Origin of the sequence: Novosphingobium olei, assembly GCF_012927405.1 — a bacterium.
In the GTDB taxonomy this organism is placed as follows: Bacteria; Pseudomonadota; Alphaproteobacteria; order Sphingomonadales; family Sphingomonadaceae; genus Novosphingobium; species Novosphingobium olei.
Map to the genome: position 1 here is coordinate 646221 of NZ_JABBGM010000001.1, position 26791 is coordinate 673011.

Consider the following 26791-nt stretch of genomic DNA (forward strand, 5'->3'; position numbering starts at 1 on the left):
GTCATTAGGGGAGAAGCGCCGTGTTTTCGGGCTTTGACGCGACTGTACTGGCACGCATGCAGTTCGCCTTCACGGTGAGCTTCCATTTCATATTTCCGGCGTTCTCGATCGGCCTTGCCAGCTACCTCGCCGTGCTCGAGGGGCTGTGGCTGAAGACGGGGCGCGAGCTTTATCTCGACCTGTTCCGTTACTGGCTGAAGATCTTCGCCGTGGCTTTTGCCATGGGCGTCGTTTCGGGGCTGGTCATGTCCTACCAGTTCGGGACCAACTGGTCGGTGTTCTCCGACAAGGCGGGCGGGGTGATCGGGCCGCTGATGGCCTATGAAGTGCTGACTGCCTTCTTCCTCGAAGCCGGGTTCCTGGGAGTTATGCTGTTCGGCATGGGCCGGGTGGGCAAGGGGCTGCACTTTGCCGCCACGCTGATGGTGGCGCTGGGCACCTTCATTTCGGCATTCTGGATCCTGTCGGTCAATTCGTGGATGCAGACGCCGACCGGTTACGAGATCGGACCCGGCGGCCAGTTCCTGCCCGGCCCGAGCTGGGCGGCGATCATCTTCAACCCGAGCTTTCCCTACCGCCTGGTCCACACGGTGATCGCGGCGTACCTGACCACCGCGCTGGCTGTCGGCGCGGTGGGCGCATGGCACCTGCTGCGCGACCGCCAGAATGCGCATGCGCGGAAAATGTTCTCGATGGCGATGTGGATGGCGGCACTCGTCGCGCCGGTGCAGATCTTCGCGGGCGACGCACACGGGCTCAACACGCTGGAGCATCAGCCGGCCAAGGTGATGGCGATGGAAGGCCACTACCAGAGCCACCCGCACGGCGCGCCGCTCTATCTGTTCGGCATTCCCGACGACAGGACACAGACCCTGCGCTACGCCATCGCCATTCCCAAGGCGTCGAGCCTGATCCTCAAGCACGATCCCGACGCCCCGCTCGCCGGGCTGGACACCATCGCGCCCGACAAGCGGCCGCCGGTGTGGATCGTGTTCTGGTCGTTCCGGGTGATGGTGGGGCTGGGCTTTGCCATGCTCGGGCTGGGGCTGTGGAGCCTTTTGGCCCGCGCGCGCAAGAAGCTCTACGACTGGCCCTGGCTGCATCGCGCGGCGCTGGTGATGGGGCCATCGGGCTTCGTCGCGGTGATCGCGGGGTGGGTCACCACCGAAGTTGGCCGCCAGCCCTATACCGTCTATGGCCTGCTCACGACGGCGCAAAGCCGCAGCCCGATCGCGGCGCCCGCCGTCGCGGCATCGCTGCTCGCGTTCATCCTCGTCTACTGCGCGGTGTTCGGCATCGGCGTGTGGTACATCCTCAAGCTGATGAACCAGGGCGCGCATCCGCACGAAACCGGGCCTGAGCAGGACGAGCGCGCGCCGATCCGCAGCGCCGGGATCACGCCGGGGCCGCACCAGCACGCCGCGATCGAAGACATGGGCGAAGATTCCGGCGCAGGAGCGGTGACATGATGGTCAACTTCGATCTCGCCACCGTCTGGGCGTTCATCATTGCCTTCGCCGTGCTGATGTACGTGGTGATGGACGGCTTCGACCTTGGCATCGGCATCCTCTTCCCGTTCTACCGGCCCGGCACCGAACGCGATCAGGCGATGAACGCCATTGCCCCGGTGTGGGACGGCAACGAGACCTGGCTGGTGCTGGGCGGCGGCGGACTGTTCGCGGCCTTTCCGCTGGCCTACGCGATCGTGCTGCCGGCGACCTATCCGCTGATGATCGCGATGCTGCTGGGCCTCGTGTTCCGGGGTGTCGCCTTCGAATTCCGCTGGCGCGATCCGCGGCACCAGCGGTTCTGGGACAGGGCGTTCTTCGCCGGTTCGCTCGTCGCCGCAATGGCGCAGGGGATGACGCTGGGCGCGCTGCTGCAGGGCGTGCATGTGGAAGGGCGCGCCTATGCCGGTGGCTGGCTCGACTGGCTTTCGCCGTATTCGCTGCTGACCGGCGCGGGCGTCGTCGTCGGCTACGCGCTGCTCGGCGCGTGCTGGCTGGCGATCAAGGTCGAAGGCGATGCGCAAACCCGCGCCTTCCGCCATGCCCGCGCCGCCGCGCTGGCGACGCTGCTCGCCATGGCGGCGGTGAGCCTCGCCACGCCGTTCCTCGGCCAGCAATACTTCGCGCGCTGGTTCCACATGCCGCTGCTGATCGCGCTGGCCCCTGTGCCGGTCGCGACCGTCAGCGTCGCCGTGCTGCTGTGGCGCGCGCTGGGCCGGCGCGAGGAATGGCCGCCGTTCCTCTATGCGCTGGCGCTGTTCGGCCTTGGCGCCATTGGCCTCGGCGTATCGATGTGGCCCTATGTCGTGCCGCAGTCGGTCACGATCTGGCAGGCCGCCGCGCCCGAGCGATCACAGGTGTTTATGCTCATCGGCGTGGGCCTCGTAATGCCGCTGATCCTCGCCTACACCGGCTGGGCCTACTGGGTGTTTCGCGGCAAGGTCGGCGAACATGGCTATCATTGACCCGCAACTGGACCCGCACGGCGCGGACAGCGTGCCGCTGTGGAAGCGGCTGGGCTGGATGGTGGCGATCTGGCTGGGCAGCGTTCTGGCGCTGGGCGTGGTGGCCGCAGTGTTGCGGATGTGGTTGAAGGGTTAGATCGCGGGAAAGAAGCGGGCGGCGGGTTTCGCCCAGTTGCAGACGTTCAGGCCATCCGCTTCATTAGGCCATTAGAGAAGTAACCTATCTTCTTCCCGGGCAACTCGACCTGTGCGCGTGCGGAAAGAGCAATACCTTCTCTGTCCAAATCATTGACTATGGTTATGGGGAAGTTAGAAAAATGGGCGTCTTCATAACTCTTCTGCCAAGCTATCAGATCGTCAGTCAATGATGCTGACAGACCAACCGCGAGCGGTTCGACATATCCGCCATTCTTTGTGTCTCGAAGACCGGTTCCAGATAGCATCCCATCTATGAGGTAGTCCGTCGTCATCCTCATGGTCTAGCGCTTCACCCGAGTGAATCGCAACGTCCGCTTTCCACCCATCATCCGCCGTCACCCCGGGCTTGACCCGGGGGCCCGCTTCTTCAGGCACGACGTCACGAAGAACAGCGGGATCCCGGGGCAAGCCCGGGATGACGACGCGAGGCGGATGTCCGGTTCGGAGCCAGCTCAGCTCTCTGCGAAGGCGAATGGTTCGGCACCGCGCCGGTAATCGTCGGGCAGGATTTCGCGGCCCAGTGGCGGTTCGGCGCGGGCGGCGCAGTCGGCGCGGTTGCACAGGCGGCAGGTGACGCCGATGGGCGTGGGCCTGGCTTCCTGGCCCCCAGCATTCTGTCCCGCCGCATAGACCAGCTTGCCGGCGTGTTCGGCGGCGCAGGCGAGCGCGATCGCGCGCAGCGTGCGGGGGCGGCCGTGCGCGCCGCCGCCCGAGGACACCGTGCGCGCGATCGAGAAGAAGCGCTGTCCGTCGGGCAGTTCGAGCCACTGCGTCAGCACTTCGTCGGGGCGGCGGAAGGCCGAATGGAGGTTCCACAAGGGGCAGCCGCCGCCGTGTGCGGCAAAGGGGAAGCCCGCGCCGTCGAGGCGCTTCGACACGTTGCCCGCTTCGTCCACGCGGATGAAGAAGAACGGCACGCGTTCCTGCCCCGGCCGGCCGAGCGTGGTCAGCCGGTGGGCGACCTGTTCGAAGCTGGTGCCGAACTGCCCGGCGAGCGCCTCGATATCATAGGCGCGTGCATCGACCGCGCGGGCGAACTTGTCGTAGGGCATGACCAGCGCCGCCGCGCCATAGGCGGCGAGCGCGCGGCGGACGAGCGTCGCCGCTGTCGGGCTGGCAAAGCTTTCGCCGCGCAGCAGGGCCGAAATCTCCGGCCGCAGCGCGGTGTAGGCCATGTGCATCGCCATCTGCCAGGTGCGCTGGGTGGGGGTGAGCGTATCGTCGAGCAGCAGCTGTTCGTTGTGCCGGTCGTAGCGCCGGATCGAGCCCATCATCACGTCCGAGGGCAGCAGGCGCACGCGCAGGCCCTGCTGGCGCAAGGCTTCGCGGATCGATCCGGCCTTGTCGATCTCGCCCGCCAGCTGCTCGGCGCGCGAATCGAGCGTCGGGAAGTAGTTGCGCCGATCAGCCACGAAGCGCCGCGCTTCGGCCACCGGATCGAGGCCGCGCGTGGCCCCGCCATCGGCCCGCAATCCTGCAAGCGCCTGCTGTTCGCGCACATAGGCGCCGTGGAGCCGCAGCATCGCCTCGGTCACGCCGGGAAAGCTGGTGGCAACGTCGGCTACTTCCAGCGCGGGCAGGTCGATTTCGGCAAAGATCGGATCGCGCAGCACATCGGCCAGGCGGCGCGCGTAATCGTCGCGCTCGTCCGCGGCAAGGTCTGCCATGTCGAGCTTGTAGGCGCGGGCGAGGCGCAGCAGCAGGTCGGCGGTGAGCGGGCGCTGGTTGCGTTCCAGCAGTGCGATATAGCTCGCAGAAATGCCCAGTTCGTCGGCCATCGCGGCCTGGGTCAGCCCCAGTTCGCGCCGCAGCCGCTTGATGCGCGGGCCGAGGTAGAGCGGGCGGCTGGCAGCGGGGCCCATGGCCATGACGCAAACTCCTGCAAGGCCCGTCTGTAAGGGCTGTACAGCTGTACAAGCATTTCCTGTAAAGTTTGACAACAGGACTTCGCAGGGGCTGTCCGAATCCCCTTCGCCGCCGTTATCCGGGTGCCACGCAAACGAACTCCTGCGCTCCAAGGAATTGCTGCCATGACCTATCACAGCCAGATCAACGAGGCCGCCAAGGCCATCGCGCCCTTCCAGACCACCTGGGACGGGATCGAGCCGGAAAGCGTTGCACGCATGCGCCTGCAGAACCGCTTCCACACCGGGCTCGACATCGCGCGCTACACCGCGAAGATCATGCGCCGCGACATGGCCGCCTATGACGCGGACCCGGCGAACTACACGCAGTCGCTCGGCTGCTGGCACGGCTTCATCGGCCAGCAGAAGATGATCTCGATCAAGAAGCACTTCGGCACCACCAAAGGCCGCTACCTCTACCTGTCGGGCTGGATGGTCGCCGCGCTGCGCAGCGAATTCGGCCCGCTGCCCGATCAGTCGATGCACGAAAAGACCAGCGTTCCCGCGCTGATCGAGGAACTCTACACGTTCCTCAAGCAGGCCGATACCCGTGAACTGGGCATGCTGTTCCGCGATCTCGACGCCGCCAAGAAGGCGGGCGATGCGGTCAACACCCACCGCCTGCTGCACAAGATCGACGAATTCGAAACCCATGTGGTTCCGATCATCGCCGACATCGACGCAGGGTTCGGCAATGCCGAGGCTACCTACCTGCTTGCCAAGAAGTTCATCGAAGCGGGCGCCTGCTGCATCCAGATCGAAAACCAGGTCTCGGACGAAAAGCAGTGCGGCCACCAGGACGGCAAGGTTACCGTGCCGCACGAGGACTTCCTCGCGAAGATCCGCGCGGTCCGTTACGCCTTCATGGAACTGGGCGTCGATGACGGCGTGATCGTTGCCCGCACCGACAGCCTCGGCGCTGGCCTCACCAAGCAGATCGCCTTTGTGAAGGAGCCGGGCGACATCGGCGACCAGTACAACAGCTTCCTCGATTGCGAGGAAGTCGATGCCGGCAACCTCGGCCACGGCGACGTGCTGATCAGCCGCGACGGCAAGCTGATGCGGCCGAAGCGCCTGCCTTCGAACCTGTACCAGTTCCGCGCCGGAACGGGCGAGGATCGTTGCGTGCTCGACTGCATCACCTCGCTGCAGAACGGGGCGGACCTGCTGTGGATCGAAACCGAAAAGCCGCATATCGGCCAGATCGGCGGCATGGTCGACCGCATCCGCGAAGTGATCCCGAACGCCAAGCTGGTCTACAACAACAGCCCGTCGTTCAACTGGACGCTGAACTTCCGCCAGCAGGTCTATGACGCGATGGTCGAAGCGGGCAAGGATGTCTCCGCCTACGATCGCGCCAAGCTGATGAGCGTGGACTATGACGGCACCGAGCTGGGTATCGAGGCGGACGAACGCATCCGCACCTTCCAGCGCGATGCGGCGGCGCAGGCCGGCATCTTCCACCACCTGATCACGCTGCCGACCTATCACACCGCGGCGCTCAGCACCGACAACCTCGCCAAGCGTTACTTCGGCGAAGAGGGCATGCTGGGCTACGTCAAGCAGGTCCAGCGCGAGGAAATCCGCCAGGGCATCGCTTGCGTGAAGCACCAGAACATGGCCGGTTCGGACATCGGCGACGATCACAAGGAATACTTCGCCGGTGAAGCCGCGCTCAAGGCCGGTGGCGCCCACAACACGATGAATCAGTTTGCTGCCTGACGGCAGCGGGGGAACCAGTTCGCTGCCTGACGCAGCACAATTCGCGGCAATCACGCCACGAAGATCCAAGGAGGACGACAATGTCTGAACCGCAACGCGCCCGCGCGGTCCTCTCGACCGAGGACTTCAAGCTGATCCGCGAGGCCGTACTGCATTACCTGAAGGCGATCGAGGACCAGCCGGAATCGGTGAAGTTCTCGAACCTCTACCACCGTCTGGGCAGCGCCCTGGGGCGCTGAACCTTCGGGTTTCACGAAACTTTCCTGGGGAGGAAAGCGGGCCCGTCGCACCACCGGTGCGGCGGGCCTTTTCGTGCCTGGTGAATCAAAGCAAAGCTTTTTCCCGCTTCAGAAATTCTGAAGAGACAAAATTCAACTCAAAAGGTAGAGATTGATTCGCCGGGCGGGATTGCACTCTCCCAAGGTTCCGCCCGGCCGCGGCTTTTGATGGGTGTCAGCTTGCTCCGCGTGACCAACGGCTAAAGCGCACGGATGCGGGGCCCTGTGCCTGGTTCGTGTTCCCGAGACAGGAGATACGCGATGTCCAACAGCCTTGCCCGCACCGCAGCCACCACCCAACCGGGACACGCCGGGCATCTCCAGCAGAGGCGTACACTTGCGAGGGGGCCCCATCCTTCGTGGCGGTGGCAGGCAGTTGGTACCGTGCCGAAGCGGCCGTTGTCTGCCGCGGAGTTCTGGAACATCGTCGACGCCTGACCTTGTGAGCCCCATACCGATTCGCCATTTTTCGAGCCCCCGTCCGATCCCATGAAGACCGCGCTGATCATCCGCCACGTGCCGCACGAAGGTGTCGCCGGCTATCGCCAGCCGATCGAGGATGCCGGATACCATGTCGATCGCATCGACGTGAGCGATCCGGCGTTCTCTACGCTCGACCTGCGCGAACCGGACCTGCTGATCATGATGGGCGGGCCGATGGGGGTGTACGAAACCGACGCGCACCCGTGGATCCGCTGCCAGCTGCGCCGGCTGGCGCTCCGGCTGGAGGCCGACCGGCCGACGCTGGGCGTGTGCTTCGGCGCGCAGATGGTGGCGGCGGCGCTGGGGGCGAAAGTCTATCCGGGTCCGGCCAAGGAAGTCGGCTTCGCGCCGGTGACGGTGCACGACAAGACCGGGCCGCTGCGCCATGTCGAGGATGTGCCGGTGCTGCACTGGCACGGCGATACCTTCACGCTGCCCGAAAACGTCGACCTGCTGGCATCGAGCGCGCTCTATCCGCACCAGGCCTTTGCCCGTGGGCGCAACCTGCTGGCGCTGCAGTTCCATGCCGAGATGGGCGAGGACCCGCGCTTCGACGCCTGGATCGAGCAGGGCCCCGACGATGTCGCGGCGGCCGGCCTGTGCCCCGACCGCCTGCGCGCCGCGCACGATGCCCACGGGCCCCGCGCGGTGGCGGCGGGACGGGCGATGATCGGCGAATGGCTCGAGGGCCTCGCCGCCTGATCCGGTTGGGCTGACGGGGTGCCTGATGGCGCCAAGTTGACGAAGTTGACAGACTACATGGGCCTTTTTCCGAAACCCCGTGACGCGGCTTTCTGACGCGCGACGTGCGCGGCAAAAGTTCTGGAAATCTGTGGGTTGGACGCCGGTCATGGCGCATTTTCTACGGTTGTGGCGGGCTGTAGGACAGCGCGCCGCCGTCAATGGAACAGGGCAAGGCCGAGCAGGCGGCCGGGCAGCATGGTGAAGGCTCCGGCACCGACCAGGCCGAAGTAGACAAACGTCATCGTGCGGCGGTGGGCGGCGATGTTGCCGCGCACCGCCTGGACCACGCCGCGCGGCACCGAGACGAGCACGAGGATCGAGAGCAGGTGGATCGGGCTGAAGCTGCCGGTCAGCCCCTTGAGCCCGAAGCTCGACAGCGCGGCAACGAGCATCAGCACGGCCCAGATCCGGCCGAGCAGGCGGTGGCGGGCATCGCCCTTGCGCCCCAGCAGCACCACGGCGCCGAGCGGCAGCGCGGGAATGACCGAGCACAGGTGCACCGCCAGCCAGGCATCGCGCGACATGGCCGGAAGCAGGAAACCCGCCTGCGTGGCACGGGCGGCGGCGAGCAGCACGGCGGCGCCGACAGCGGCCCCGGCGACCAGCGCGGCGCGCTCGCGGCGGGCAGGGGCGAACGGGCTGGTGCGGTCGGCGGGGCGGGTCTGGGTGAGCGTGGCGGTCAGCGTGTCTGGCATGGGGATCTCCTCGGGTTGCGCCCAAGGTGCCGCTCGCCCGTTTGCGGACAAGCGAGCCTGCATGACTGGCACGGGCAATTTCGCGGATGCACCGCGCCTTGCCCTGCTGTACCGTTCGCGAAGCATGAACGGTACGTATCCCGCCAAGGACTCTCGCAAACCGGCCACGAAGCTGGCTCCCGGGCTCGCCTCCAGGCTTGCTGGCGAAATGGCGATCATGATGGCGGCCGCGCTGGTGCTGGCCTTGCTGGGCCCGTTCGGCATGTTCGCGATGAGCCTGCCGGCGCGGCTGCTGGCCTGGGCGATCTTCGCCATTGGTGGCTATGCCTGCTTCCGTCCGGTGCTGCTGGCCGGCGACGCGCTGGCCGAGCAGACGGGCCTGACGCGCTGGATCGCCATCACGCTCGCCTGCGCGCTGGCGGCGATGCCGACGACGCTGATCGTGGCGGGGACGCTGTCGGGGCTGGACTGGCAGGGGATCACCGCGCGCGACCTGATCGCGCTCTATCCGCAGGTGCTGATCGTGGGCGGCATGGTCACCGTGGTGCAGCTGCTGGCGAAGCGACAAAGGGAGGTGCCGGTGGAGGCGGCGGAGCCTGTCGCCGAGGTGCGCCCCGAGTTGCCCGTCGAACAGCCGAGCGTTGAAGAGTTGGCCGTAGAGGAACCGCCCGCCTTGGCGCAGGAGCAGGCACCTGTGCCGCAGCCGGGGCGGATCGCGCTGTTCGATCAGCTGCCCGCACACCTGGGGCAGGACCTGCTCTGCATCGAGAACGAGGACCACTACATCCGCGTCCACACCAGCGCGGGCAACGCGCTGATCCTGATGCGGCTGCGCGATGCGGTGGCGCAGCTCGCCCCGCTCGATGGCGCGCAAGTCCACCGCAGCTGGTGGGTGGCCCGCTCCGCCGTCAGCGAGGTGGTGCGCAGCGAACGCCGCGTATCGCTGCGGCTGGTCGACGGTCGCGAGGTGCCCGTGTCGCGCTCGAGCGTTGCGGAGTTACGTGCGCGGGGGTGGTTGTAACGGCGGGAGGTCGGGTTACGCCCGTTGGGTACGTGATCTAATCCCAACGTCATGCCAGCGAAGGCTGGCATCGCTCTCGTCGTGGTGCGATTGTAAGTTCGTGGAGCACGGCGGCTGGACCTACATTCTGACCAACAAGCCGGGCGGCGTGCTTTACATTGGAGTGACCAGTAGTCTGGCTGCGCGCATGGCGCAGCACCGGCAAGGCGCGGGATCGGTTTTCTGCCGCAAGTACTGGATCAGCCGGCTGGTGCTGGCCGAACGTCATGCTTCAATCGAGGAAGCCATCACGCGCGAGAAGGCGCTGAAAGCGTGGAAGCGCGAATGGAAAATCCGGCTGACCGAACAAGCCAATCCGGGCTGGGACGATCTTTTGGAATATCTGATCTGATCGAGCGCTTGGCCGAAAGCGATGCCAGCCTTCGCTGGCATGACGAAAATAGGAAAGCGTCCGCTTCCCACCCACTCCCAGACGTTCCGGGGCAGCAGGCCGGAAGACTGCGAGATTTGGCGGCTCATCCCAGTTGCGGTCACCAGCTGCGGCGGGGATAGTGGCGGAATGGATACGCCAAAAAGCCCGCAAGTCGCTTTACATGACTTTTCAGCTCCATTTCTCGGCAAGCCAGTGTGGGGTGCCAGACAGGGTTATGGCAGCTTCCTCAGTTTCGAATTTTGCGCACCCGAACTCGTTGTCAAAGAGTGGCACTCAAACGACCGAGGGTTGCGGCGGCAGGCATACGTTCAGGGTAGATGGCATGTCTGGATATATTGCTGCCAATGGCGGTTTACCGCGCATGGGAAGCAGATCGCGTGGAGCGAGGACAGCCGAGATGACATCGCCCGCGCCATGGGAATGCTCGACGGTCAGAAGCTGACTGACATTGGACTCGATCCGAACGCGGGCAAATCTCGATTCACGTTTGATCTCGGCGGAGAGCTGGACACATGGCCTACGGGTGATGATCTGACCGAAGAGCAGTGGTTTATCTATGGGCCGCAAAACGTGTTCGGTTACCGTGCTGATGGACGGTAGAGCGAGCAGTCCGTCGACACTCCACGCGACCCCGAGCGGTGGCGCGAACCGATTTAAAGGAAGCTCAGCGCCCAACATCAGCCGTCGCCCCGTCTTGACACGGGGCTTCGCTGTTTCCTGTTCGGAGCGTGCGCGGCCTCTGCAGGGCACAGCTAAACGAAAAGGTCGAGCCGGTCGGGGCTGCTTGGCAAACGCAAGGCCGCAAGGAAAGCCAAGCCCCGTGTCAAGCACGGGGCGACGGAAAAGGGTTCTCTATATATTTGACCCGCTGCCCGCCCATTATCCGCCGTCGCCCCGTGCCTGGCGCGAGGATTTGCTGGTGCGGCGAGTTCTGCGCTGCCTTAGAGCGTGCGGCGCCAGCGGGTTAGTCGGGCGAGGGCGTCCTCGATCGTCGCGATCGGTTTGCAGTGGCACAAGCGGACGACGTGGGTGGGGGTGTCGGCTCCTTCCCACAGCGCCGATACGGGGATCGTGGCGACGCCGGCTTCGCGGACGAGGCGATCGGCGAAGGTTGCGTCGTCCATGGCGATGCCGGTGGCGGCAAGGTCGATGCAGGCGAACCACGTGGCGGCGCTGGCGGTGACGGCGAAATCGGCTTCGAACAGGCCGTTGAGCAGCGCGAGGCGCGAGGCGCTCCAGCGCTCGATCAGGGCGCGCGGGATGGCGGGATCGGCAAGGCCCTCGGCCACGGCCCATTGCAGCATCGGCGGGGTGGTGAAGGTGAGGAACTGGTGCGCCTTGGCAAGCACGGCGGCCATTTCGGGCGCGCCGATCAGCCAGCCGACCTTCCACCCGGTGGCGCCGAAGATCTTGCCGGCCGAGCCGATCTTGATCGTGCGCGCTTCCATGCCGGGTTCGGCGAGCAGCGAGCGGTGGCCCTGTTCGTCAAAGCGGACCATCTCCCACACCTCGTCGCAGATCGCGACCAGATCGTGTTCGCAGGCGAGCCTTGCCAGCATGGCGAGGTCATCGGCGCTGGCGACGGTGCCCGCCGGGTTGAGCGGATCGTTGACGATCATGGCGCGGGTGCGGGGGGTGATGGCGGCGCGGATGCGCGCTTCGTCGTACTGCCACAGCGGCGGTTGCAGCGGCACGAACACCGGCGTGCCGCCCGCGCGGCGGACCATCGGGGCATAGGCATCGTAGGCCGGGGCGAAGAGCAGCACTTCGTCGCCCGGGCTGACCACGGCGAGGATGGCGCAGGCGACGGCCTCGGTCGCGCCCGAGGTGATGATGACGTTGTCGCGGGTTAGGGCGAGGCCCTGTTCGCGCTGGTAGAAGGCAGCGACGCCATCGCGCAGTTCGGGCAGGCCGGCCATCGGCGGGTACTGCTGCGAGCGGGTGGAAAAGGCGCGGATCGCGGCGTCGGAAAGGGCCTGCGGCGGCGGGTCGTCGGGGAAGCCCTGGCCCAGGTTGATCGCGCCCAGCTGGCGGGCAAGGCCCGACATGTGTTCGAACACGGTCAGCGGCAGGCCGGTGTAGACGGGCGAGAGACGGTCGGCAGGAGAAGTCATCGTGGGGCGAGGGTTAGGCGATGGGGGTGCCGCGCGCCAAGCCTTTTGGTGGGAGCGGGGTGGAAGAAAGGGCAGCCCTTCGACAGGCTCAGGGCGGGCGGTGTGGCGGTGACGTTGCCGTTGTGGGACGGGCTCTTGCGCGGCGGGCGAGTGCGCCGCATACCGCTGCGCGACCAACCCGTTGCGAGAGAAACCTGATCATGGCCGCAAAGTCCCGTATCTTCGCGCTTTTGTTGTTGTCGGCAGCGCCGCTTGCCGCCGTGCCGACGCCTGCGCTGGCCGCCAGCGAAGCGCCGCAGCGCAGCTTTACCGGCGAGGACCTGTTCAAGCTGGAAGGCGCGAACGATCCGCAGGTGAGCCCGGACGGGACCAAGGTTGCCTATGTGCGCAGTTCGGCCGACGTGATGGCGGACCGCGATGCGCGCACCATCTGGCTGGTCGACCTTGCCAGCGGGCGGCACACGCCGCTGGTGGCCGGTGGATCGCCGCGCTGGTCGCCCGATGGCAAGCGCATCGCCTATGTCGGGCGGGGCAGCGGGGAAGGCGCGGGGCCGGAACTGCACGTGCGCTGGCTCGACACCGGGGCCGACAGCAAGCTGACCACGCTGGTCGAAGCGCCGGGGGGGATTTCGTGGGCGCCCGACGGCAAGTCGATCGCCTTTACCATGCGCGTGCCCGACGACGGTCTGAAGCTGGGCCAGGCGCCCGCCAAGCCCGAGGGCGCGAAGTGGGCCGACGGTCTGGAGATCATCGACCGCGTGACCTATCGCTTCGACGATGCGGGCTACATCAAGCCGGGCTTCGACCACCTCTTCCTGATCTCGGCCGAGGGCGGCGCGCCGCGCCAGCTGACGTTCGGCAAGTTCGACGACGGCGCGCCGCTGTCGTGGGCGCCGGACGGGCGCAGCATCGTGTTTTCGGCCAACCGCCGCGCCGACTGGGAGCGCGAGGGCAACGACAGCGACATCTGGTCGCTGGATGTCGGCTCCGGCGCGCTGACCCAGCTGACCAAGCGCTATGGCCCCGATGCCGCCCCGCAGGTTTCGCCCGACGGGCGGATGATCGCCTACGTCGGGTTTGACGACAAGTACCGGTCCTACGAGAACGCGCAGCTCTATGTGATGAACCGCGACGGCAGCGGCGCGCGCTCGCTGACGGGCAGGCTCGACCGCAGCATCGATGGCCTTGCCTGGAGCGGCAATTCGATCGTCGTGTCCTATGACGACAAGGGCGAGAAGAAGGTTGCCCGCGTCGGCCTCGACGGATCGATCAAGGTGCTGGCGAGCGGACTTTCGGCGGGTGCGGGCTATGACCGGCCCTATACCGGCGGCGATTTCTCCGTCTCGAAGGGCGGGACGATTGCCTATACCGCGAGCGGCACCGACCGCCCGGCGGACCTGTGGGTGACGAGCGGGGGCACCCCGCGCAAGCTGACCAGCCTCAACGCCACGTGGCTGGCCGACAAGGCGATGGCGCCGGTGCGCAAGCTGCCGGTGACCGCGCCCGATGGCCGCGCGATCGATGCGTGGCTGGCGGTGCCACCGGGGCTGCAGCCGGGGCAGCGCGTGCCGCTGATCCTGGAGATCCACGGCGGGCCGAACGCCGCCTATGGCCCGGCGTTTTCGACCGACGTGCAGCTTTACGCCGCGCACGGCTACGCGGTGCTCTACACCAATCCGCGCGGCAGCACGTCGTATGGGGCGGAGTTCGCCAACCTGATCGACCGGGCCTATCCGGGGAAGGACTATGACGATCTGATGGCGGCGGTGGACGCGGCCATCGCGGCGGGCGTGGCGGACCCCAACAACCTGTTCGTGACCGGCGGATCGGGCGGCGGCGTGCTGACCGCGTGGATCGTCGGCAAGACCGACCGCTTCAAGGCCGCGGCAAGCCAGAAGCCGGTGATCAACTGGCTGTCCGAGGCGCTGACCATGGACGGCACGACGTTCACATCGCGCTACTGGTTCGACAAGCGGCCGTGGGAAGACCCGATGTCGTACTGGAACCGTTCGCCGCTGAGCCTTGTCGGCAACGTCAAGACGCCGACGCTGGTGGTGGTGGGCAGCGAGGATTACCGCACGCCGGTTTCGGAATCCGAACAGTATTACGCCGCGCTGCAGATCCGGGGCGTGCCGACCGCACTGGTCAAGGTGCCCGGCGCGAGCCACCATGGCCTTGCCGAGCGTCCGTCACAATCGGCGGCGAAGGCTGCGGCAATACTTGCCTGGTTCGACAAGTATCGTACTGACAAGGGTGCAGGAGGCGCTGCCGCTCAGTAACGGGCAACAAAAGACAACGCGCAGCGCCCCTTACATGAGAGGAGTTGCGCGTGATGAAGGGCTTGTTCGACCTGACCGGGAAGGTGGCGCTCGTCACTGGCGGCAACGGCGGCATCGGGCTTGGCATGGCCAAGGGCCTGGCTATGCACGGGGCGACGGTCGTGATCTGGGGCAACAAGCCCGACAAGAACGCCCGCGCGGTGGAAACGCTGCGCGCGTTCGGCGGCGAGGTGCGGTGCGAACAGATCGACGTGGCCGACGAGGCGGCGGTGATCGCCGGCGTGCAGAAGATCATCGACGAGTTCGGCCGGATCGACACCGCGGTTGCCAACGCCGGCATCTCGATCGGGCGGGCGAGCATGTTCGATATCAGCGCCGAGGACTGGCAGCGGATCGAGGGGATCAACATCCACGGCGCGTTCTGGACGATGCGCGAGGCGGCCAGGCACATGCTGGCGCGCGGTGAGGCCAACCCAGACGACCGGGGCGGCTCGATCATCTCGATCTCCTCGACCAGCGCGATCCACGGCGCGGCGCGCAATGAACACTATGCCGCGACCAAGGGCGCGGTGCTGACGATGACGCGGGCGATGGCGGTGGAGCTTGGCCGCAAGGGCATCCGCGTCAACACGCTGTTGCCGGGGTGGATCCGCTCCGACCTGACCGGGGGCCTGCAGGAAAACGAGAAGTTCGAACGCCAGGTCGTGATGCGCGCGCCGGTCGGACGCTGGGGCGAGGGCGACGATTTCTCGGCCATCGCGGTCTACCTCGCCAGCGATGCCTCGCGCTTCCACACCGGCGACGACATCGTGATCGACGGGGGATACACGATCTATTGAGGCGCGCGCGGCAGGCCACGCGGTTGACCGGGTGGGGCGCTTGGTGACAAGGAAAGGCATGGCCAGCCAGCTTGCCGCCCCTGAACCGAACGCCACCCGGCCGCGCAAGCTGACCAAGCGCGGCGCCGACACGCGTGCGCGGATCCTGGAGGCGACGGTCCGCGTCATCGTTTCATCGGGTTTTGCCGCGATGACCATCGAGCGCGTCATGGCCGAAAGCGGGATCAGCCGGGGATCGGTGCTGCACCAGTTCCCCAATCGCCTGGCGCTGGCCATCGCCACGGCCGAGCGCACGCTGCAGGTGGTGATCGCGCTGGCGGCCGATGCCGCCGCGGCCAAGCCCGATCCGTTCGAACGGCTGGCGAGCCACGCCGAAGTGATGTGGCAGGCGCATTCGAGTCCCGAAGGCCTCGCGCTCAACGAGATCGTCACCGCTGCGGGCTGGGACCGCGAGCTGGCCGAAGGCATCCGCCCGATCATCGAGGAAGTGGAAGCGGACATCCGCGTCCAGTTCGTGGAGATGGCGCGCGAGGCGGGGCTGCCCGATCCCGACGCCTTCGTGGCGCGCGGCTGGTGGCTGGTGGCGAGCGTGCGCGGCCTGGTGATCGAACACCGCCTGCTGCAGCCGCGCCCGATGATCGACGCCGCGCTCGAGGAAATGAAGGCGAGCCATCGCCGCTATTGCGAGGCGCAGCGTGACAAACTGGTCATGCTTGATTAGTTTGGGTTGACCGGCTCCCCGCGCGGTGCCAGCTTGGCCCGTGCAAATGGCAACGCGGATCGCGCGTGCCCCGGGAGCAAGGAATGCGTTTCAAGGACAAGGTTGCGATCGCGACGGGCGGTGCATCGGGCATCGGCGCGGCGTTCGTGCGCCGGCTGCACGGCGAAGGTGCCAGCGTGATGATCGCCGACCTCGATGCAGAGAAGGGCGGCGCATTGGCGGCCGAGCTGGGCGAGCGGGCCGCCTTCCGCCAGGTCGACGTGTCCGACCCCGCCGCGATGGCCGCACTGGCGCAGGCGACGGCAGACACGTTCGGCGGGATCGACGTGCTGTTCAACAACGCCGGCATCGGCTGCTTCGGCGAAACGCCGGATCTCGACATCGAGCAGTGGAAGCGGGTGATCGCGATCAACCTCGACGCCGTGTTCTATGGATCGAAGGCGGTGATCCCGTTCATGCGCCAGCGTGGCGGCGGGGCGATCGTCAACACCGCCAGCGCATCGGGCATGGCGGCGGACTATGCCTTCACCGCCTACAACGCGGCCAAGGCCGGCGTGATCAACTATACCCGCTGCCTCGCCATCGACCACGCCAGGGACGGCATCCGCGCCAATGCGATCTGCCCGGGGCCGGTCGACACGCCGCTGCTGGTGACCGGCGTCGATGCGATCCAGGGCTTGCGTGCCGACTGGGAACGCCGCGTGCCGATGAACCGCTTTGCCGATCCGGCCGAGATCGCCGCCGTCGCCGCGTTCCTGGCCAGCGACGATGCCAGTTACCTGACCGGTGCTTCGATCCCGGTCGACGGCGGCCTCACCGCCCACACCGGACAACCCGACCTTCGCCCGCTGATGGGCGCGTGATTGCCAAGGAGAGTGCCATGACCGACGAAACCGAAAAGGCGATGGCCGACGTCGCGCCGTTCAAGATCTATCGCGCGGCGCAGGCGGCGGATTTCAATGAGCTTGACCACATGGAATACGCAGGGCTCACCCCGATCATCGAGGCGGGTCTGGCCAAGGCGGGCGAGGTGACCAACAAGGATGCCGGCAACGTGGTCAAGGAACTGTTCTCGATGCCGGGAATGAGCCTGACCTATGCCTGGTTCAAGAGCGGCTTCCCGCTGCCGCTGCACACACACAATGCCGATTGCCTGTACTACATCGTGGCGGGTTCGCTGAAGCTCGGCACCGAGGAGCTGGGGGCGGGCGATGGCTTCTTCGTGGGCAGCAACGTGCCCTATACCTACAAGCCGGGCCCGAACGGGGTGGAAGTGCTGGAATTCCGCACCGCGAACAAGTTCGACATCCGCTTCATGGGCAAGACCGAAAGCTACTGGAACAAGACCGCGCAGGCGCTGGCGGACAAGCAGGACGCATGGGTGGGCGAACGCAAGCCCAGCGAAGTCGCAGGACAGATGGTTCCCGCCGAATGAGGGCGACGGGTTCCATGCGGGCCGTGGTTCGCCGCGGCCCGCGTCTTCTAGTCGACGACATTCCCGAAGCGGTGGCCGGTGAGGGCCAGATCCTGACCAAGGTGCTGTGCTGCGGCATCTGCGGGTCGGACCTGCACGCCGTGCACAGCCTGGAGCACACGGTCGAGATGGGGCGCCGCTCGGGCGCTTCGGACACGATCGATCCGGCGCAGGATCTGGTCATGGGCCACGAATTCTGTGCCGAGGTGCTGGAAAGCGGCCCGGGCACTGAAGGCAGGTTCAAGGCCGGGACGCGCGTGGTTTCGACGCCGTTCGCGTTCGGGCCGCAGGGCGGAGAGCTGATCGGCTTTTCTACGCGGTTCCGCGGTGCCTATGCCGAGCGGATGGTGCTGACCGAAGCGCTGTGCCTTGAAGTGCCCAACGGCATCGCCAGCGAAACCGCCGCGCTGACCGAACCGCTGGCGGTGGGGCTGCACGCGGTGAATGCCGCGCACCTTACCGACAGATCGGTGGCGCTGGTGGTGGGCTGCGGCCCCATCGGCTTGGCCGTGATCGTCGCCTTGAAGCGGCGCGGCGTGGGGCCGGTGATCGCGGCAGACTTCAGCCCGGCGCGGCGCGCGCTGGCCGAAAAGCTGGGCGCGGACGTGGTGCTCGATCCGGGCGCGGCTTCTCCGCACGAGCAATGGGAAGCGTTCGACGTGCCGCAGACGCTCGCCTCGATGGGGCAGGCGGCGCTTTCGGGCCGCGCGATCCGCGATGCGGTGATCTTCGAATGCGTGGGCGTGCCCGGTATGCTGCAATCGCTGATCGAGCAGGCCCCGCCGACGGCGCATGTCGTGGTGGTGGGCGCGTGCCAGGAAGACGACCGCATCCTGCCGGTGATCGCGATCAACAAGCAGCTGCGCTTCAGCTTCGTGTTCGCCTACACCCCCGATGAATTCGCCGAAGTGCTTCACGCCCTGGGCGAAGGCGCGATCGACGGCGCGCCGTTCCTGACCGGCGAAGTTTCGCTGGACGATACGCCGGGCGCGTTCGAGCGGCTCGGTGCACCGGGCGCGGACGTGAAGATCATGGTTCAGCCCTGGCGGTAGATCACCGGTACCGGCGGGGCTGAGGTTAAACGGGGCGCCTGCTCTCTCTCCAGCAGGCGCCCCGTACCCGTCTCCCAAGCGACGGGCCGGATAGCCAGGCGCACGCGCGTCCCTCAACCCGCGCGGCCGGCCCTCCGTTATGCAATGACTGCCCGTCAGGCGAAGGCAGGCTCCTCTCCCAGGACGCGGGCGGCGTGTTCCGGCGTAAAGGCTTCGGGCGGCAAAGCTTCGGGGCCGGCGAGGACCGCGGCGGCGTGCATGCCGATGGTGGGATCGACCGCGCCCATTTCGTGGTAGCGGTGGCGGCGCGCGCGGGCCTTTTCGTCGAACTCCATGTCGAGCGTCGCCTGGATGTAGGCGGTGAAGCGCAGGCGGCGCATGCGTTCGCGGCGCTCTTCCTCGTAGGGGCGGAAATCGGGCGCGGCGCCGGATGCCGTGTCCTTGAGGATGTCGCTCACCATGCGCACGTCGCGATAGGTGATCGACTGGCCGAGGCCGAGGATCGGGTCGTTCCAGCCGGCCGCGTCGCCTACCAGCACGCCGCCCTGCGCATGCGGCGCATCGACGACCGAGCTGTTGTTGTAATAGGCATAGAGCGGGCCGGCCGGGGTGCCGTCGGCGATGGCGTCGTTGTGCGGCGCGCTCTTCATGCGGAACGCGGCGAGGAACTTGTCCGCGCCGTCTGCCCCGGCAAAGCGCTTGGCCTGATCGAGCGCCCAGCCGCCGTACACGCGCATGCGGGTGCCGCCCTGGGGGAAGGCGAGGAAGGCAAAGTCGTCCTCTGTGCCGATCGCCTGGCGGGTATCGTTCCAGCCCTGCACGCCGTCGACGAGGAGCCCGGCGAACCAGTGGTGCGGCTTGTCCTGCACCAGCGCGCGGCCGCAGGCCTTGCGCACCATCGACTGGCGACCTTCGGCGCCGACGACGAGCGGGGCATGGGCGACATGCTCGACGCCTTCGTGGACGTAGGTGACGGACGGATCGGCGCCGAGCTGCATTTGCCTGACCTCGACCCCGCGCAGCGTGGTTGCGCCATCGTTGCCAGCCTTGTCGAACAGGGTCTGGCAGTGGACCGGGTGGCGCAGGCACAAGGGGCCGGCCACATCGGGCGCGAAGATGCCAAGGTCGATGGCCTTGGCTTCGGCTTCGCCCGGTGCGACGGTTTCATCGTAGGTGACGTGGCTGGTCAGGTGGTGGCCGCCTGCCGCCATCAGCGTGTCGTAAAGTCCGACGCGCCGGACTTCGGTGACGCCCCAGGGCGCGATCCATTCACCGCGCACGCGGTCTTCGTAGACCGTCGACTTTTCGAGCAGCAACACTTCCTTGCCGGCGCGGGCCATGACCGAGGCGAGGGCGGAGCCGGCAAGGCCGCCGCCGACGATGATAAGGTCGTGCCGGCTCATGCCGCCACCGCCGCGGCATAAGTGGCGCGCAGGGCCTTCTTGTCGGGCTTGCCCACCGCGGTCTGGGGGATGGAATCGACGAAGACGACGCGCTTGGGTGCCTGGACCGGGCCCTTGTGTTCGCGCACCAGCGCGATCAGCTCGCCGTCCTCGACCGTTTGGCCCGGGCGCAGCACGCAGGCGGCCCAGACCGCTTCGCCCCACTTTTCGTCCGCAATGCCGAAGACCGAGACCTGCGCCACAGCGGGGTGCTGGGCGATCACGTTTTCGACTTCGCTGGGGAAGACGTTGAAGCCGCCGGTGACGATCATGTCCTTCTTGCGATCGACGATGCGCAGGAAGCCGTCGGGGTCCTTCACGGCAACATCGCCGGTGTGGAGCCAGCCGCCCGCAAGCGTTTCGCGGTTCTGCTCCTCGCGATCGAGGTAGCCGTCCATGACCAGCGGGCCGCGCACGCAGATCTCGCCCGGTTCGCCATCGGGCACCGGCTGGTTGTCGTCCCCCAGCAGCGCGACGTCGACATATGGCACGGGGCGGCCGCACGAGGCGAGGCGCAGCGGGTTGTCGGGATCGTGTTCGCTGCGGCGCAGGACCGAGACAGTCATCGGCGCTTCGGCCTGGCCGTAGAACTGGAAGAACACCTTGCCCAGTCGCTCGATGCCTTCCTTGAGGCGCGCCGGGCTCATCAGCGAGGCGCCGTAGAAGATCGTCTCGAGGCTGGAGAGATCGTACTTGTCGAAATCGGGATGATCGAGCAGCGCGTAGATCATCGTCGGCACCAGCATGGTGCAGGTGATCTTGTACTTCTCGATGGCGGCGAGGACCGCGCCCGGCTCGAACGCGGGGAGCACGACCATCGTGCCGTGCTTGAGCAGCGTGGGGCCGAACAGCGAGCCGCCGGCGTGACTCAGCGGCACGACGGCGAGGACGCGCGGTTCGATGGGCCATTCCCACTCGCTCATCATGATCGACAGCGCAGTGCCGCCAGTGCGCGGGTTGCCGGGGATCGCCTTGGGCTTGCCGGTGGTGCCGCCCGAATAGGACAGGCGGGTGATCGTGCCCGGGTCCATGACGGGGGGCACGAGCGGGCCCGGCGTATACTGGCGGGCGAGCGCGAGCAGATCCTGGCCGCTTTCGCCATGGCCGAGGCTGAGCACGACCTTGAGCCGGTCGGTCCGCGCGGCGAGTTCTGCGGCGCGGCGTTCGAACTTCCGGGGATCATAGAGCAGGACTTCGACGTTCGCGTCCTCGATGGCGAAGAGGTGGTCGTCGGCCGAGCCCATCGGGTGCATCGCGACGAGGCAGCCGCCGGCATAGCCGATGGCATTGTGCAGCAGCAGCACCTCGATCGAATTGCCGGCCAGCAGCGCGATGCGCGTGCCGTTGCCGATGCCGGCCGCGATCAGCGCCTGGGTCAGCTGGCTCGTGGTGTCGAGGATCTGGCCACCGGTCCAGGCCGGCTCGCCCGCCAGTTCGACGATCGGCTTGTTGCGATCGCGTTCCAGCGCATTGAGGACGGCGTTGACCGGGTAGAGCGAAGGGTGGAGAAATTCGGTCACTGTGCGGCCTCCTTCATGCTTTCGAGCAGCGGGGCGATGAGGTTGGGGTACCAGTTCTGCGCGGTGGCGCGGCCCAATGCGATGCCCTGCGCGATGGCCTGAGAGCCTTCGTCGGTGAAGTTGGGCAGGACGTAGAGATCGCCGTTCCCGATCGCGTCATAGACCATGCGCACCAGCTCGGCGCGGGGCAGGCCGTTGTCGACGGCGTCGCGCATCGATGCTTCGACGGCCGCCAGAACCGGGTTCGACAGGCGCTGGGCGACTTCGCCTTCGAGCGCGCCCGAGGTCTTTTCGGGGAACATGATCTTCGACTGCACCACGCCGGGCATCACCACGGTGACGCCGACGTTGGGCACGCCTTGCGTCTGCAGGTCGAGCCAAAGCGCTTCGTTGAGCGCGAGGACGGCGTGCTTGGTCATCGAATAGGAGCAGAAGCCCGGATTGACCGTGATGCCCGCGCCCGACGAGACGGTAACGACGTGGCATTCATCGCCTTGCGCGATCATGCGTGGCACGAAGGCCTTGATGCCGTGGATCACCGAACGCTGGTTGACGCCGATCACCCAGTCGTACTGTTCGAGGCTGACTTCCCAGGTGACGCCCGCCGCAAACACGCCGGCGTTGTTGAACAGCACGTTGACCTTGCCGAAGCGGTCGACGGCGGCTTGCGCCAGCGCTTCGACGTCTTCGTACTTCGCAACGTCGCCCTTCACGCCGAGCACTTCGCCTTTGGCAGAGAGCGTCGCGACGGCTTCGGCGAGAGTGTCTTCGCGGATGTCCGAGATCACCACTTTCGCGCCGCGGTCGAGCGCGCCTTCGGCCAGCGCATAGCCGATGCCCGATGCGCCGCCGGTGACGACGACGACCTTGCCCGAAAAGTCCTTCATCATGCCTTCTCCAGCACGTGGATGGCGCAGGCGGTGCCCATGCCGGGTCCTCCGCCGACGACGTGGGTGAGGCCGATCCGAGCCCCTTCGACCTGCCGTGCACCGGCCTTGCCGCGCAGGTGGGTGGCGACTTCGTAGATGTTGGCGATGCCGGTGGCGCCGAGCGGGTGGCCCTTGGACAGCAGGCCGCCGGAGACATTGACCGGCACCTTGCCGCCAAGCGCGGTGACGCCTTCGTCGATCAGCCGGCCCGCTTCGCCATCGGCGCAGAGGCCGAGGTTCTCGTAGTGGACGAGTTCGGCCGTGGCGAAGCAATCGTGCAGTTCGACGAGGTTGACCTCGTCCGGGCCGATCCCGGCGCGTTCGTAGGCCGACTTGGCGGCAGCGCGGGTGGCAGCACTGAAGTCGGGCATGGCCATCTGCCGTTCGGCAAAGGGGTTCGAGCTCATTTCCGAAGCGCGGATCCGCACGGCGCGGTCCATCAGGCCGAGCCGGCGCACCTTGTCTTCGGCCATCAGCACCGCCGCGGCCGAGCCATCGACGTTCACCGAGCACATCAGCTTGGTGTTGGGGTACGCGATCATCTCCGCGCCCATCACTTCCTCGAGCGGCGTTTCCTTGCGGTACATCGACTTCGGGTTGAGCGTGGAGTGGTGGTGGTTCTTGACCGACACCTTGGCGAATTGCTCGAACGTCGTGCCGTACTTGCGGGCGTGCTCGATGCCGATCTGCGCGAACATCGCGGGCATGGTATAGGAGCCGACGAGGCCTTCGGGCGAAGGCCCGCCGCCGGTGCCCCCAAGCAGGCCCTTGCCCATCTGTTCGACGCCGACGGCAAGGACGGTGTCGTATAGCCCGGCCTTGATCGCGATCCAGGCATCGCGGAACGCCGTGGCGCCGGTGGCGCAGGCGTTCGCGACGTTGACCACGGGAATGCCGGTCTGGCCGATCTCGGCCAGCATGCGCTGGCCGACCATGCCGTTGGCCTGACCGAGGTTGCCGCAATAGAGCGCTTGCATATCGCGGATAGAAAGACCCGCGTCATCCAGCGCCATCAGCGCGGCTTCGGCGGCAAGGCCGGGGACCGTGCGATCGGGGAAGCGGCCGAACCGGATCATGTCGATGCCGACAACGTAGACGTCGCTCATGCCGCTGCTCCTTGCGCGGGGACGAACAGATAGGTGAGGTAGGGCTTGTCCGCGCCCGCCGGGATCACCTCGCGGAAGACCATGCGCACCGGCATGTCGGGCGTGACCGCGTCCGGTTCGACATCGACCAGCGTGCCCTTGATGTGCGCGCCATCGTCGAGATCGACGATCACGTCGACGAACGGGGTGGCGACGCCGGGGAAGCTGCGATGGACCACGGTCCAGGCCCAGACCTTACCCGTTTCCGCGAGTTGGACGTGCTCCATGGCATCGCGCGCGGTGCACTTGGCGCAGACGTCGCGGGTGCCGACGTAGGTGTGGCCGCAAGCCTTGCAGCGGCTGCCGGCGACATAAGGGTGCCCGTCGTTCGGCTCGATCACCGGCAGCAGGGGGCGGACAGCTTCGGTCGTGGTCATGCCGCATCCTCCGGCGTGGGCGCGTGCGCCGCCATGGCGAGGTGGATCGGCAAGACGGCTTCCGGGTTCCACGAGATGCGCTGGCCCACGGTGATGCCGCCATCGACGACGAGGTGCGTGCCGGTGACGAAGGCTGCATCATCGCTGGCGAGGTAAAGCGCGGCGCCGGCGATGTCGGTGGGGGAACCGGCGCGACGCAGGGGCTGCATCTGCGTCGCGCCTTCGACCAGCGCAGCGGTCATCTGATCCGCCGCAGCCCGGTCGAGCCCCAAGGTCATGCCGAAGATCGGCGTCACGATCACGCCCGGGCAGATCGCGTTGACGCGGATGTTGTGCACGGCAAGGTCTGCCGCCGAGAGCTTGGAGAGGTGAATGACGCCGGCCTTGGCGACGCCGTAGGCGAGGCCCCAGCCGGCTTCGAGCCCGGCGATCGAAGCGATGTTGACCACCGCGCCGCCACCGCGCGCGATCATCAGCGGCGCAGCGTGCTTGGTGCCGAGCATGGGCGCGCGCAGCAGCAGGGAGTGGGTCTGGTCCCAGCCTTCGATGGTCATGTCGATCGAGCCCGCCGGGGTTCCACCCGCGCCAGCGTTATTGACGAGAATATCGAGTCCGCCGAATTCCGACGCGGCGGCGGCGCAGGCGGCGGCGATATCCGCCTCATTCGTGACATCGCAGTGGCGATAGGCGACCTTGCCAGGGAAGCGGGCCTGAAGATTGGCGCCTTTTTCGTCCTGCAGATCGGCGGCGAGCACCTGCGCGCCCTCTGCCACGAAGCGTTCGACGATGCCCAGGCCAATGCCCGAGCAGCCGCCGGTGACAAGCGCGACCTTGCCGGAAAGGCGACCGGTACCTGCGGCCGTCATGCGACGGTCCTCGAAAGGTAGGCGGCTTCGTGGATCGCGTTGGCATACGAGCGCGGCGTGCGGGCATCGCCCACGACATGGACCGCGACCGGCTTGCCCATGAACGCGCGCTCCAGGCTGTTGTCGGCTTCGCGGCCCGAACAGATCACGATGGTGTCGGCTTCGATCCGGACCTCGCCATCGGCGCCTGCGAAGACGGCTTCGTTGCCCTCGATCGCCTTGAGCGCAAGGCCCGGTTCGGCGGCGAGCCCGGCATAGGCCATCATGCCCATGATCGCCCAGACGCGCGAGCCGATGTAGTTGGCGGGCGCGTAGGCGGGGCCGGCCTCGACCAGGCGGACATCGTGGCCGCGCAGCTTGTAATCGATGGCGAGTTCGGCGCCTTCGGCCGCGCCGACGACGACCACGCGCTTGCCGATCGCGGGCGGATCGTCGCGACGCATGGCTTCGTCGATGCGCAAGGCAAGGCCGCTGGAACGCGCTTCGGCAAGGCCCGGTACTTCGATGGCGATCGGCCTGGCGCCCGTGGCGACCACGACCACATCGGGGTTTTCGGCAAGGATCATCGCGACGTCGGCATCGACGCCGCAGCGCACGTCGACCTTCGACTTGGCGATCATCTTGCGGTGGTAGGAAGGCTGATAGCGCAGCATCTCCATGTTGGGCAGACCGGGGTAGTTGCCCGCCCAGTCCATCGCGCCGCCGAGCGTTGCTGCCTTTTCGAACAGCACGACGTCATGGCCGATCTCGTCGGCGGTGAGCGCATATTCCATGCCGCCCGAGCCGCCACCGACGACCACGACCTTCTTCGGCCGGTTGGTGGGCACGATGCGGTATTCGTCCTCGCGCCCGAACACGGGGTTCTGCGCGGAACCCGCCCAACCCTTGCCGAAGATGTTGCCCTGCAGCAGCGACGCGCCGGTGTGGGTGGACAGCCGGATCTCGTCCTCACGGCCCTGCATCATCTTGTTGGGGAAATCGGGATCGTCGAGCGAGAGGCGGCAGACGCCGGCGAAATCGGCCCCGGCCTCGTCGACCATCGTGCGCAGGTGATCCGGCGTGATGAGGTTGGCCGAGCCGATCAGCGGCATGTCGATGCCGCGCTTTTGCAGTTCGGTGCGCAGCTTCTGGATGTTGTCCTTGTTGACGACCTTGGGCGTGTAGAACGACGGGCCGATGAACTCGGTCGAATGGATGTCGGCCCGGCGGCTGGGCGCGCCGAGCATCGAGCCGAAGGTGCAGTCGAGCACCGAGATGCCGAGCGCGTGGAGGCGCGGGGCATAGTGTTCGGCAAAGTATTCGATGTCGTACCCGCCTTCGAGGTTTTCATCGCAGCACAGGCGCGGGATCAGCGGGAAATCCTTGCCGCACAGCTCCTGCGTGCGCTCGATGATCGCCTCGCACATGTAGAAGCGGTCGGCGTACTTGTCGGTGCGGCCCTGATTGGCGAGCAGCGACAGGTTGGTGTGCGGCAGCGAGCCGTGGCAGAAGTGGAACGACAGGAAGTCGAACCCGGCTTCCTTGGCGCGACGGCCGGCCTGCGCGAAGCTTTCGACGATATCGTCATAGACTTCGGTCGGCACGACGCCGCTTTCGGGGTTGCCGATCACGTACTTGTTGCTGGGGCCCCAGGCGACGGTGCCCGGGATCCAGCCCTTGCCCGCTTCGAGCGGCACGGTGGTGCCAAGGCCGGGGATAAGGCCGCCGTAGAACAGCTGGATGCCGGCGAGCGAGCCGTTGTTCTTGATCTCGGAAACCGTGTCGCGGAATTCGATGACATAGTCTTCGTCATAGAGGCCGAGCATGCGTTCGTTGATGAGGCCATCGCGTCGCACGCAGGTCGCTCCGACGAGCGTCGCTGCATAGCCGCCCTTGGCCAGCGAGCCATAGGCCGCGGCGAGACGGCGCGTGGCGTAGCCTTGCGGGTCGGACATGTTGAGCGTGGTCGGAACGTGGATCAGGCGGTTCTTGAACGTCAGACCCTTCGCCTCGAAGGGTTCGAACAGCTTGCTCATGGTCATCCTTTCCCGGCGCCGCGTTTTGGTCTAGCGGTCGCCCCATCCTCTAAGTCATATGACTTAA

26 protein-coding genes are annotated in these 26791 nt (G+C 66.8%); 15 read left to right on the top strand and 11 right to left on the bottom strand.

All coding sequences use genetic code 11. From position 1 onward, the window contains the following. The first annotated feature begins 56 nt into the window (after nt 1–56). The 3 genes from HHL27_RS03115 to HHL27_RS03125 are packed head-to-tail and all read left to right on the top strand — an operon-like array spanning nt 57 to nt 2609. Nucleotides 57–1469, top strand: coding sequence for a cytochrome ubiquinol oxidase subunit I (locus HHL27_RS03115; protein ID WP_169492106.1), 1413 nt, complete (start codon nt 57–59; stop codon nt 1467–1469). After that, on the top strand, nt 1466–2473 hold the full coding sequence (cydB, locus tag HHL27_RS03120) for a cytochrome d ubiquinol oxidase subunit II (RefSeq protein WP_169491881.1): 1008 nt from the start codon (nt 1466–1468) through the stop codon (nt 2471–2473). Before HHL27_RS03115 ends, cydB begins: the two co-directional genes overlap by 4 nt. Further along, nucleotides 2460–2609 (top strand): DUF2474 domain-containing protein, encoded by a 150-nt coding sequence (locus HHL27_RS03125; RefSeq protein ID WP_169491882.1) that lies wholly within the window; start codon nt 2460–2462, stop codon nt 2607–2609. Before cydB ends, HHL27_RS03125 begins: the two co-directional genes overlap by 14 nt. A 46-nt stretch (nt 2610–2655) precedes the next feature. On the opposite strand, the gene HHL27_RS03130 is transcribed toward HHL27_RS03125, so the two are convergent. Continuing rightward, nucleotides 2656–2943, bottom strand: a complete 288-nt coding sequence (locus HHL27_RS03130) for a hypothetical protein (RefSeq protein ID WP_169491883.1) — start codon at nt 2941–2943, stop codon at nt 2656–2658. 180 nt (nt 2944–3123) lie between these two features. Further along, nucleotides 3124–4539: a helix-turn-helix domain-containing protein gene (locus HHL27_RS03135; protein WP_240959276.1), complete on the bottom strand. Its 1416-nt coding sequence runs from the start codon at nt 4537–4539 to the stop codon at nt 3124–3126. A 162-nt stretch (nt 4540–4701) separates the two neighbouring features. On the opposite strand from HHL27_RS03135, the gene HHL27_RS03140 reads away from it, so the two are divergent. The 3 genes from HHL27_RS03140 (at nt 4702) to HHL27_RS03150 (ending at nt 7760) form a co-directional block, all read left to right on the top strand. Continuing rightward, nucleotides 4702–6297 (top strand): isocitrate lyase, encoded by a 1596-nt coding sequence (locus HHL27_RS03140; protein ID WP_169491884.1) that lies wholly within the window; start codon nt 4702–4704, stop codon nt 6295–6297. Between the two features lie 80 nt (nt 6298–6377). Further along, the gene (locus tag HHL27_RS03145) at nt 6378–6536 is read left to right on the top strand and encodes a hypothetical protein (RefSeq protein ID WP_169491885.1); all 159 of its coding nucleotides are present in this window, start codon (nt 6378–6380) and stop codon (nt 6534–6536) included. Between the two features lie 528 nt (nt 6537–7064). After that, nucleotides 7065–7760 carry a glutamine amidotransferase gene (locus tag HHL27_RS03150; protein ID WP_169491886.1) on the top strand — a complete coding sequence of 232 codons (696 nt, stop codon included), beginning with the start codon at nt 7065–7067 and terminating at the stop codon, nt 7758–7760. A gap of 197 nt (nt 7761–7957) precedes the next feature. On the opposite strand, the gene HHL27_RS03155 is transcribed toward HHL27_RS03150, so the two are convergent. Then, a complete protein-coding gene (locus tag HHL27_RS03155) occupies nt 7958–8497 on the bottom strand; it encodes a DUF2306 domain-containing protein (RefSeq protein ID WP_169491887.1) in 540 nt (179 codons plus the stop codon). 61 nt (nt 8498–8558) lie between these two features. Between HHL27_RS03155 and HHL27_RS03160 the strand changes: the two genes are divergently transcribed. The 3 genes from HHL27_RS03160 to HHL27_RS03170 all read left to right on the top strand — a co-directional run bounded on the left by HHL27_RS03160 (nt 8559) and on the right by HHL27_RS03170 (nt 10551). Next, on the top strand, nt 8559–9518 hold the full coding sequence (locus HHL27_RS03160; RefSeq protein WP_169491888.1) for a LytTR family DNA-binding domain-containing protein: 960 nt from the start codon (nt 8559–8561) through the stop codon (nt 9516–9518). Between the two features lie 100 nt (nt 9519–9618). Beyond that, the gene (locus HHL27_RS03165; protein WP_169491889.1) at nt 9619–9909 is read left to right on the top strand and encodes a GIY-YIG nuclease family protein; all 291 of its coding nucleotides are present in this window, start codon (nt 9619–9621) and stop codon (nt 9907–9909) included. Nucleotides 9910–10077: 168 nt separating this feature from the next. After that, nucleotides 10078–10551: a hypothetical protein gene (locus HHL27_RS03170; protein ID WP_169491890.1), complete on the top strand. Its 474-nt coding sequence runs from the start codon at nt 10078–10080 to the stop codon at nt 10549–10551. A gap of 341 nt (nt 10552–10892) precedes the next feature. On the opposite strand, the gene HHL27_RS03175 is transcribed toward HHL27_RS03170, so the two are convergent. Then, on the bottom strand, nt 10893–12065 hold the full coding sequence (locus HHL27_RS03175) for an aminotransferase class I/II-fold pyridoxal phosphate-dependent enzyme (protein WP_169491891.1): 1173 nt from the start codon (nt 12063–12065) through the stop codon (nt 10893–10895). A gap of 200 nt (nt 12066–12265) precedes the next feature. Between HHL27_RS03175 and HHL27_RS03180 the strand changes: the two genes are divergently transcribed. The 6 genes from HHL27_RS03180 to HHL27_RS03205 all read left to right on the top strand — a co-directional run bounded on the left by HHL27_RS03180 (nt 12266) and on the right by HHL27_RS03205 (nt 18430). Next, nucleotides 12266–14344 (top strand): alpha/beta hydrolase family protein, encoded by a 2079-nt coding sequence (locus tag HHL27_RS03180; RefSeq protein ID WP_169491892.1) that lies wholly within the window; start codon nt 12266–12268, stop codon nt 14342–14344. A gap of 53 nt (nt 14345–14397) precedes the next feature. Further along, complete coding sequence (locus tag HHL27_RS03185; protein WP_169491893.1) at nt 14398–15183, top strand: SDR family NAD(P)-dependent oxidoreductase; 786 nt, start codon at nt 14398–14400, stop codon at nt 15181–15183. A gap of 58 nt (nt 15184–15241) precedes the next feature. Beyond that, a complete protein-coding gene (locus tag HHL27_RS03190) occupies nt 15242–15904 on the top strand; it encodes a TetR/AcrR family transcriptional regulator (RefSeq protein ID WP_169491894.1) in 663 nt (220 codons plus the stop codon). A gap of 83 nt (nt 15905–15987) precedes the next feature. Next, a complete protein-coding gene (budC, locus tag HHL27_RS03195; protein ID WP_169491895.1) occupies nt 15988–16767 on the top strand; it encodes a meso-2,3-butanediol dehydrogenase in 780 nt (259 codons plus the stop codon). 17 nt (nt 16768–16784) lie between these two features. Next, nucleotides 16785–17339, top strand: coding sequence for a cupin domain-containing protein (locus tag HHL27_RS03200; protein ID WP_240959277.1), 555 nt, complete (start codon nt 16785–16787; stop codon nt 17337–17339). 14 nt (nt 17340–17353) lie between these two features. After that, nucleotides 17354–18430 carry a zinc-binding dehydrogenase gene (locus tag HHL27_RS03205; RefSeq protein ID WP_169491896.1) on the top strand — a complete coding sequence of 359 codons (1077 nt, stop codon included), beginning with the start codon at nt 17354–17356 and terminating at the stop codon, nt 18428–18430. Between the two features lie 155 nt (nt 18431–18585). Here the strand turns inward: HHL27_RS03205 and HHL27_RS03210 are convergent, their stop codons facing one another. From HHL27_RS03210 to HHL27_RS03240, 7 genes are read right to left on the bottom strand one after another with little or no spacing between them, the layout of a single operon-like run. Beyond that, nucleotides 18586–19833 (bottom strand): FAD-dependent oxidoreductase, encoded by a 1248-nt coding sequence (locus tag HHL27_RS03210; protein WP_169491897.1) that lies wholly within the window; start codon nt 19831–19833, stop codon nt 18586–18588. Beyond that, nucleotides 19830–21392 carry an AMP-binding protein gene (locus HHL27_RS03215; protein ID WP_169491898.1) on the bottom strand — a complete coding sequence of 521 codons (1563 nt, stop codon included), beginning with the start codon at nt 21390–21392 and terminating at the stop codon, nt 19830–19832. Before HHL27_RS03215 ends, HHL27_RS03210 begins: the two co-directional genes overlap by 4 nt. Further along, on the bottom strand, nt 21389–22282 hold the full coding sequence (locus tag HHL27_RS03220) for an SDR family NAD(P)-dependent oxidoreductase (RefSeq protein WP_206069330.1): 894 nt from the start codon (nt 22280–22282) through the stop codon (nt 21389–21391). The genes HHL27_RS03215 and HHL27_RS03220 overlap by 4 nt, the downstream gene beginning before the upstream one ends. Further along, nucleotides 22279–23427, bottom strand: coding sequence for a thiolase family protein (locus HHL27_RS03225; protein ID WP_169491900.1), 1149 nt, complete (start codon nt 23425–23427; stop codon nt 22279–22281). The genes HHL27_RS03220 and HHL27_RS03225 overlap by 4 nt, the downstream gene beginning before the upstream one ends. Beyond that, complete coding sequence (locus tag HHL27_RS03230) at nt 23424–23843, bottom strand: Zn-ribbon domain-containing OB-fold protein (RefSeq protein WP_169491901.1); 420 nt, start codon at nt 23841–23843, stop codon at nt 23424–23426. The genes HHL27_RS03225 and HHL27_RS03230 overlap by 4 nt, the downstream gene beginning before the upstream one ends. Further along, nucleotides 23840–24709: an SDR family NAD(P)-dependent oxidoreductase gene (locus tag HHL27_RS03235; RefSeq protein ID WP_169491902.1), complete on the bottom strand. Its 870-nt coding sequence runs from the start codon at nt 24707–24709 to the stop codon at nt 23840–23842. Before HHL27_RS03235 ends, HHL27_RS03230 begins: the two co-directional genes overlap by 4 nt. Continuing rightward, nucleotides 24706–26724 carry an oxidoreductase gene (locus tag HHL27_RS03240; RefSeq protein WP_169491903.1) on the bottom strand — a complete coding sequence of 673 codons (2019 nt, stop codon included), beginning with the start codon at nt 26722–26724 and terminating at the stop codon, nt 24706–24708. The genes HHL27_RS03235 and HHL27_RS03240 overlap by 4 nt, the downstream gene beginning before the upstream one ends. Between the last annotated feature and the right edge of the window lie 67 nt (nt 26725–26791).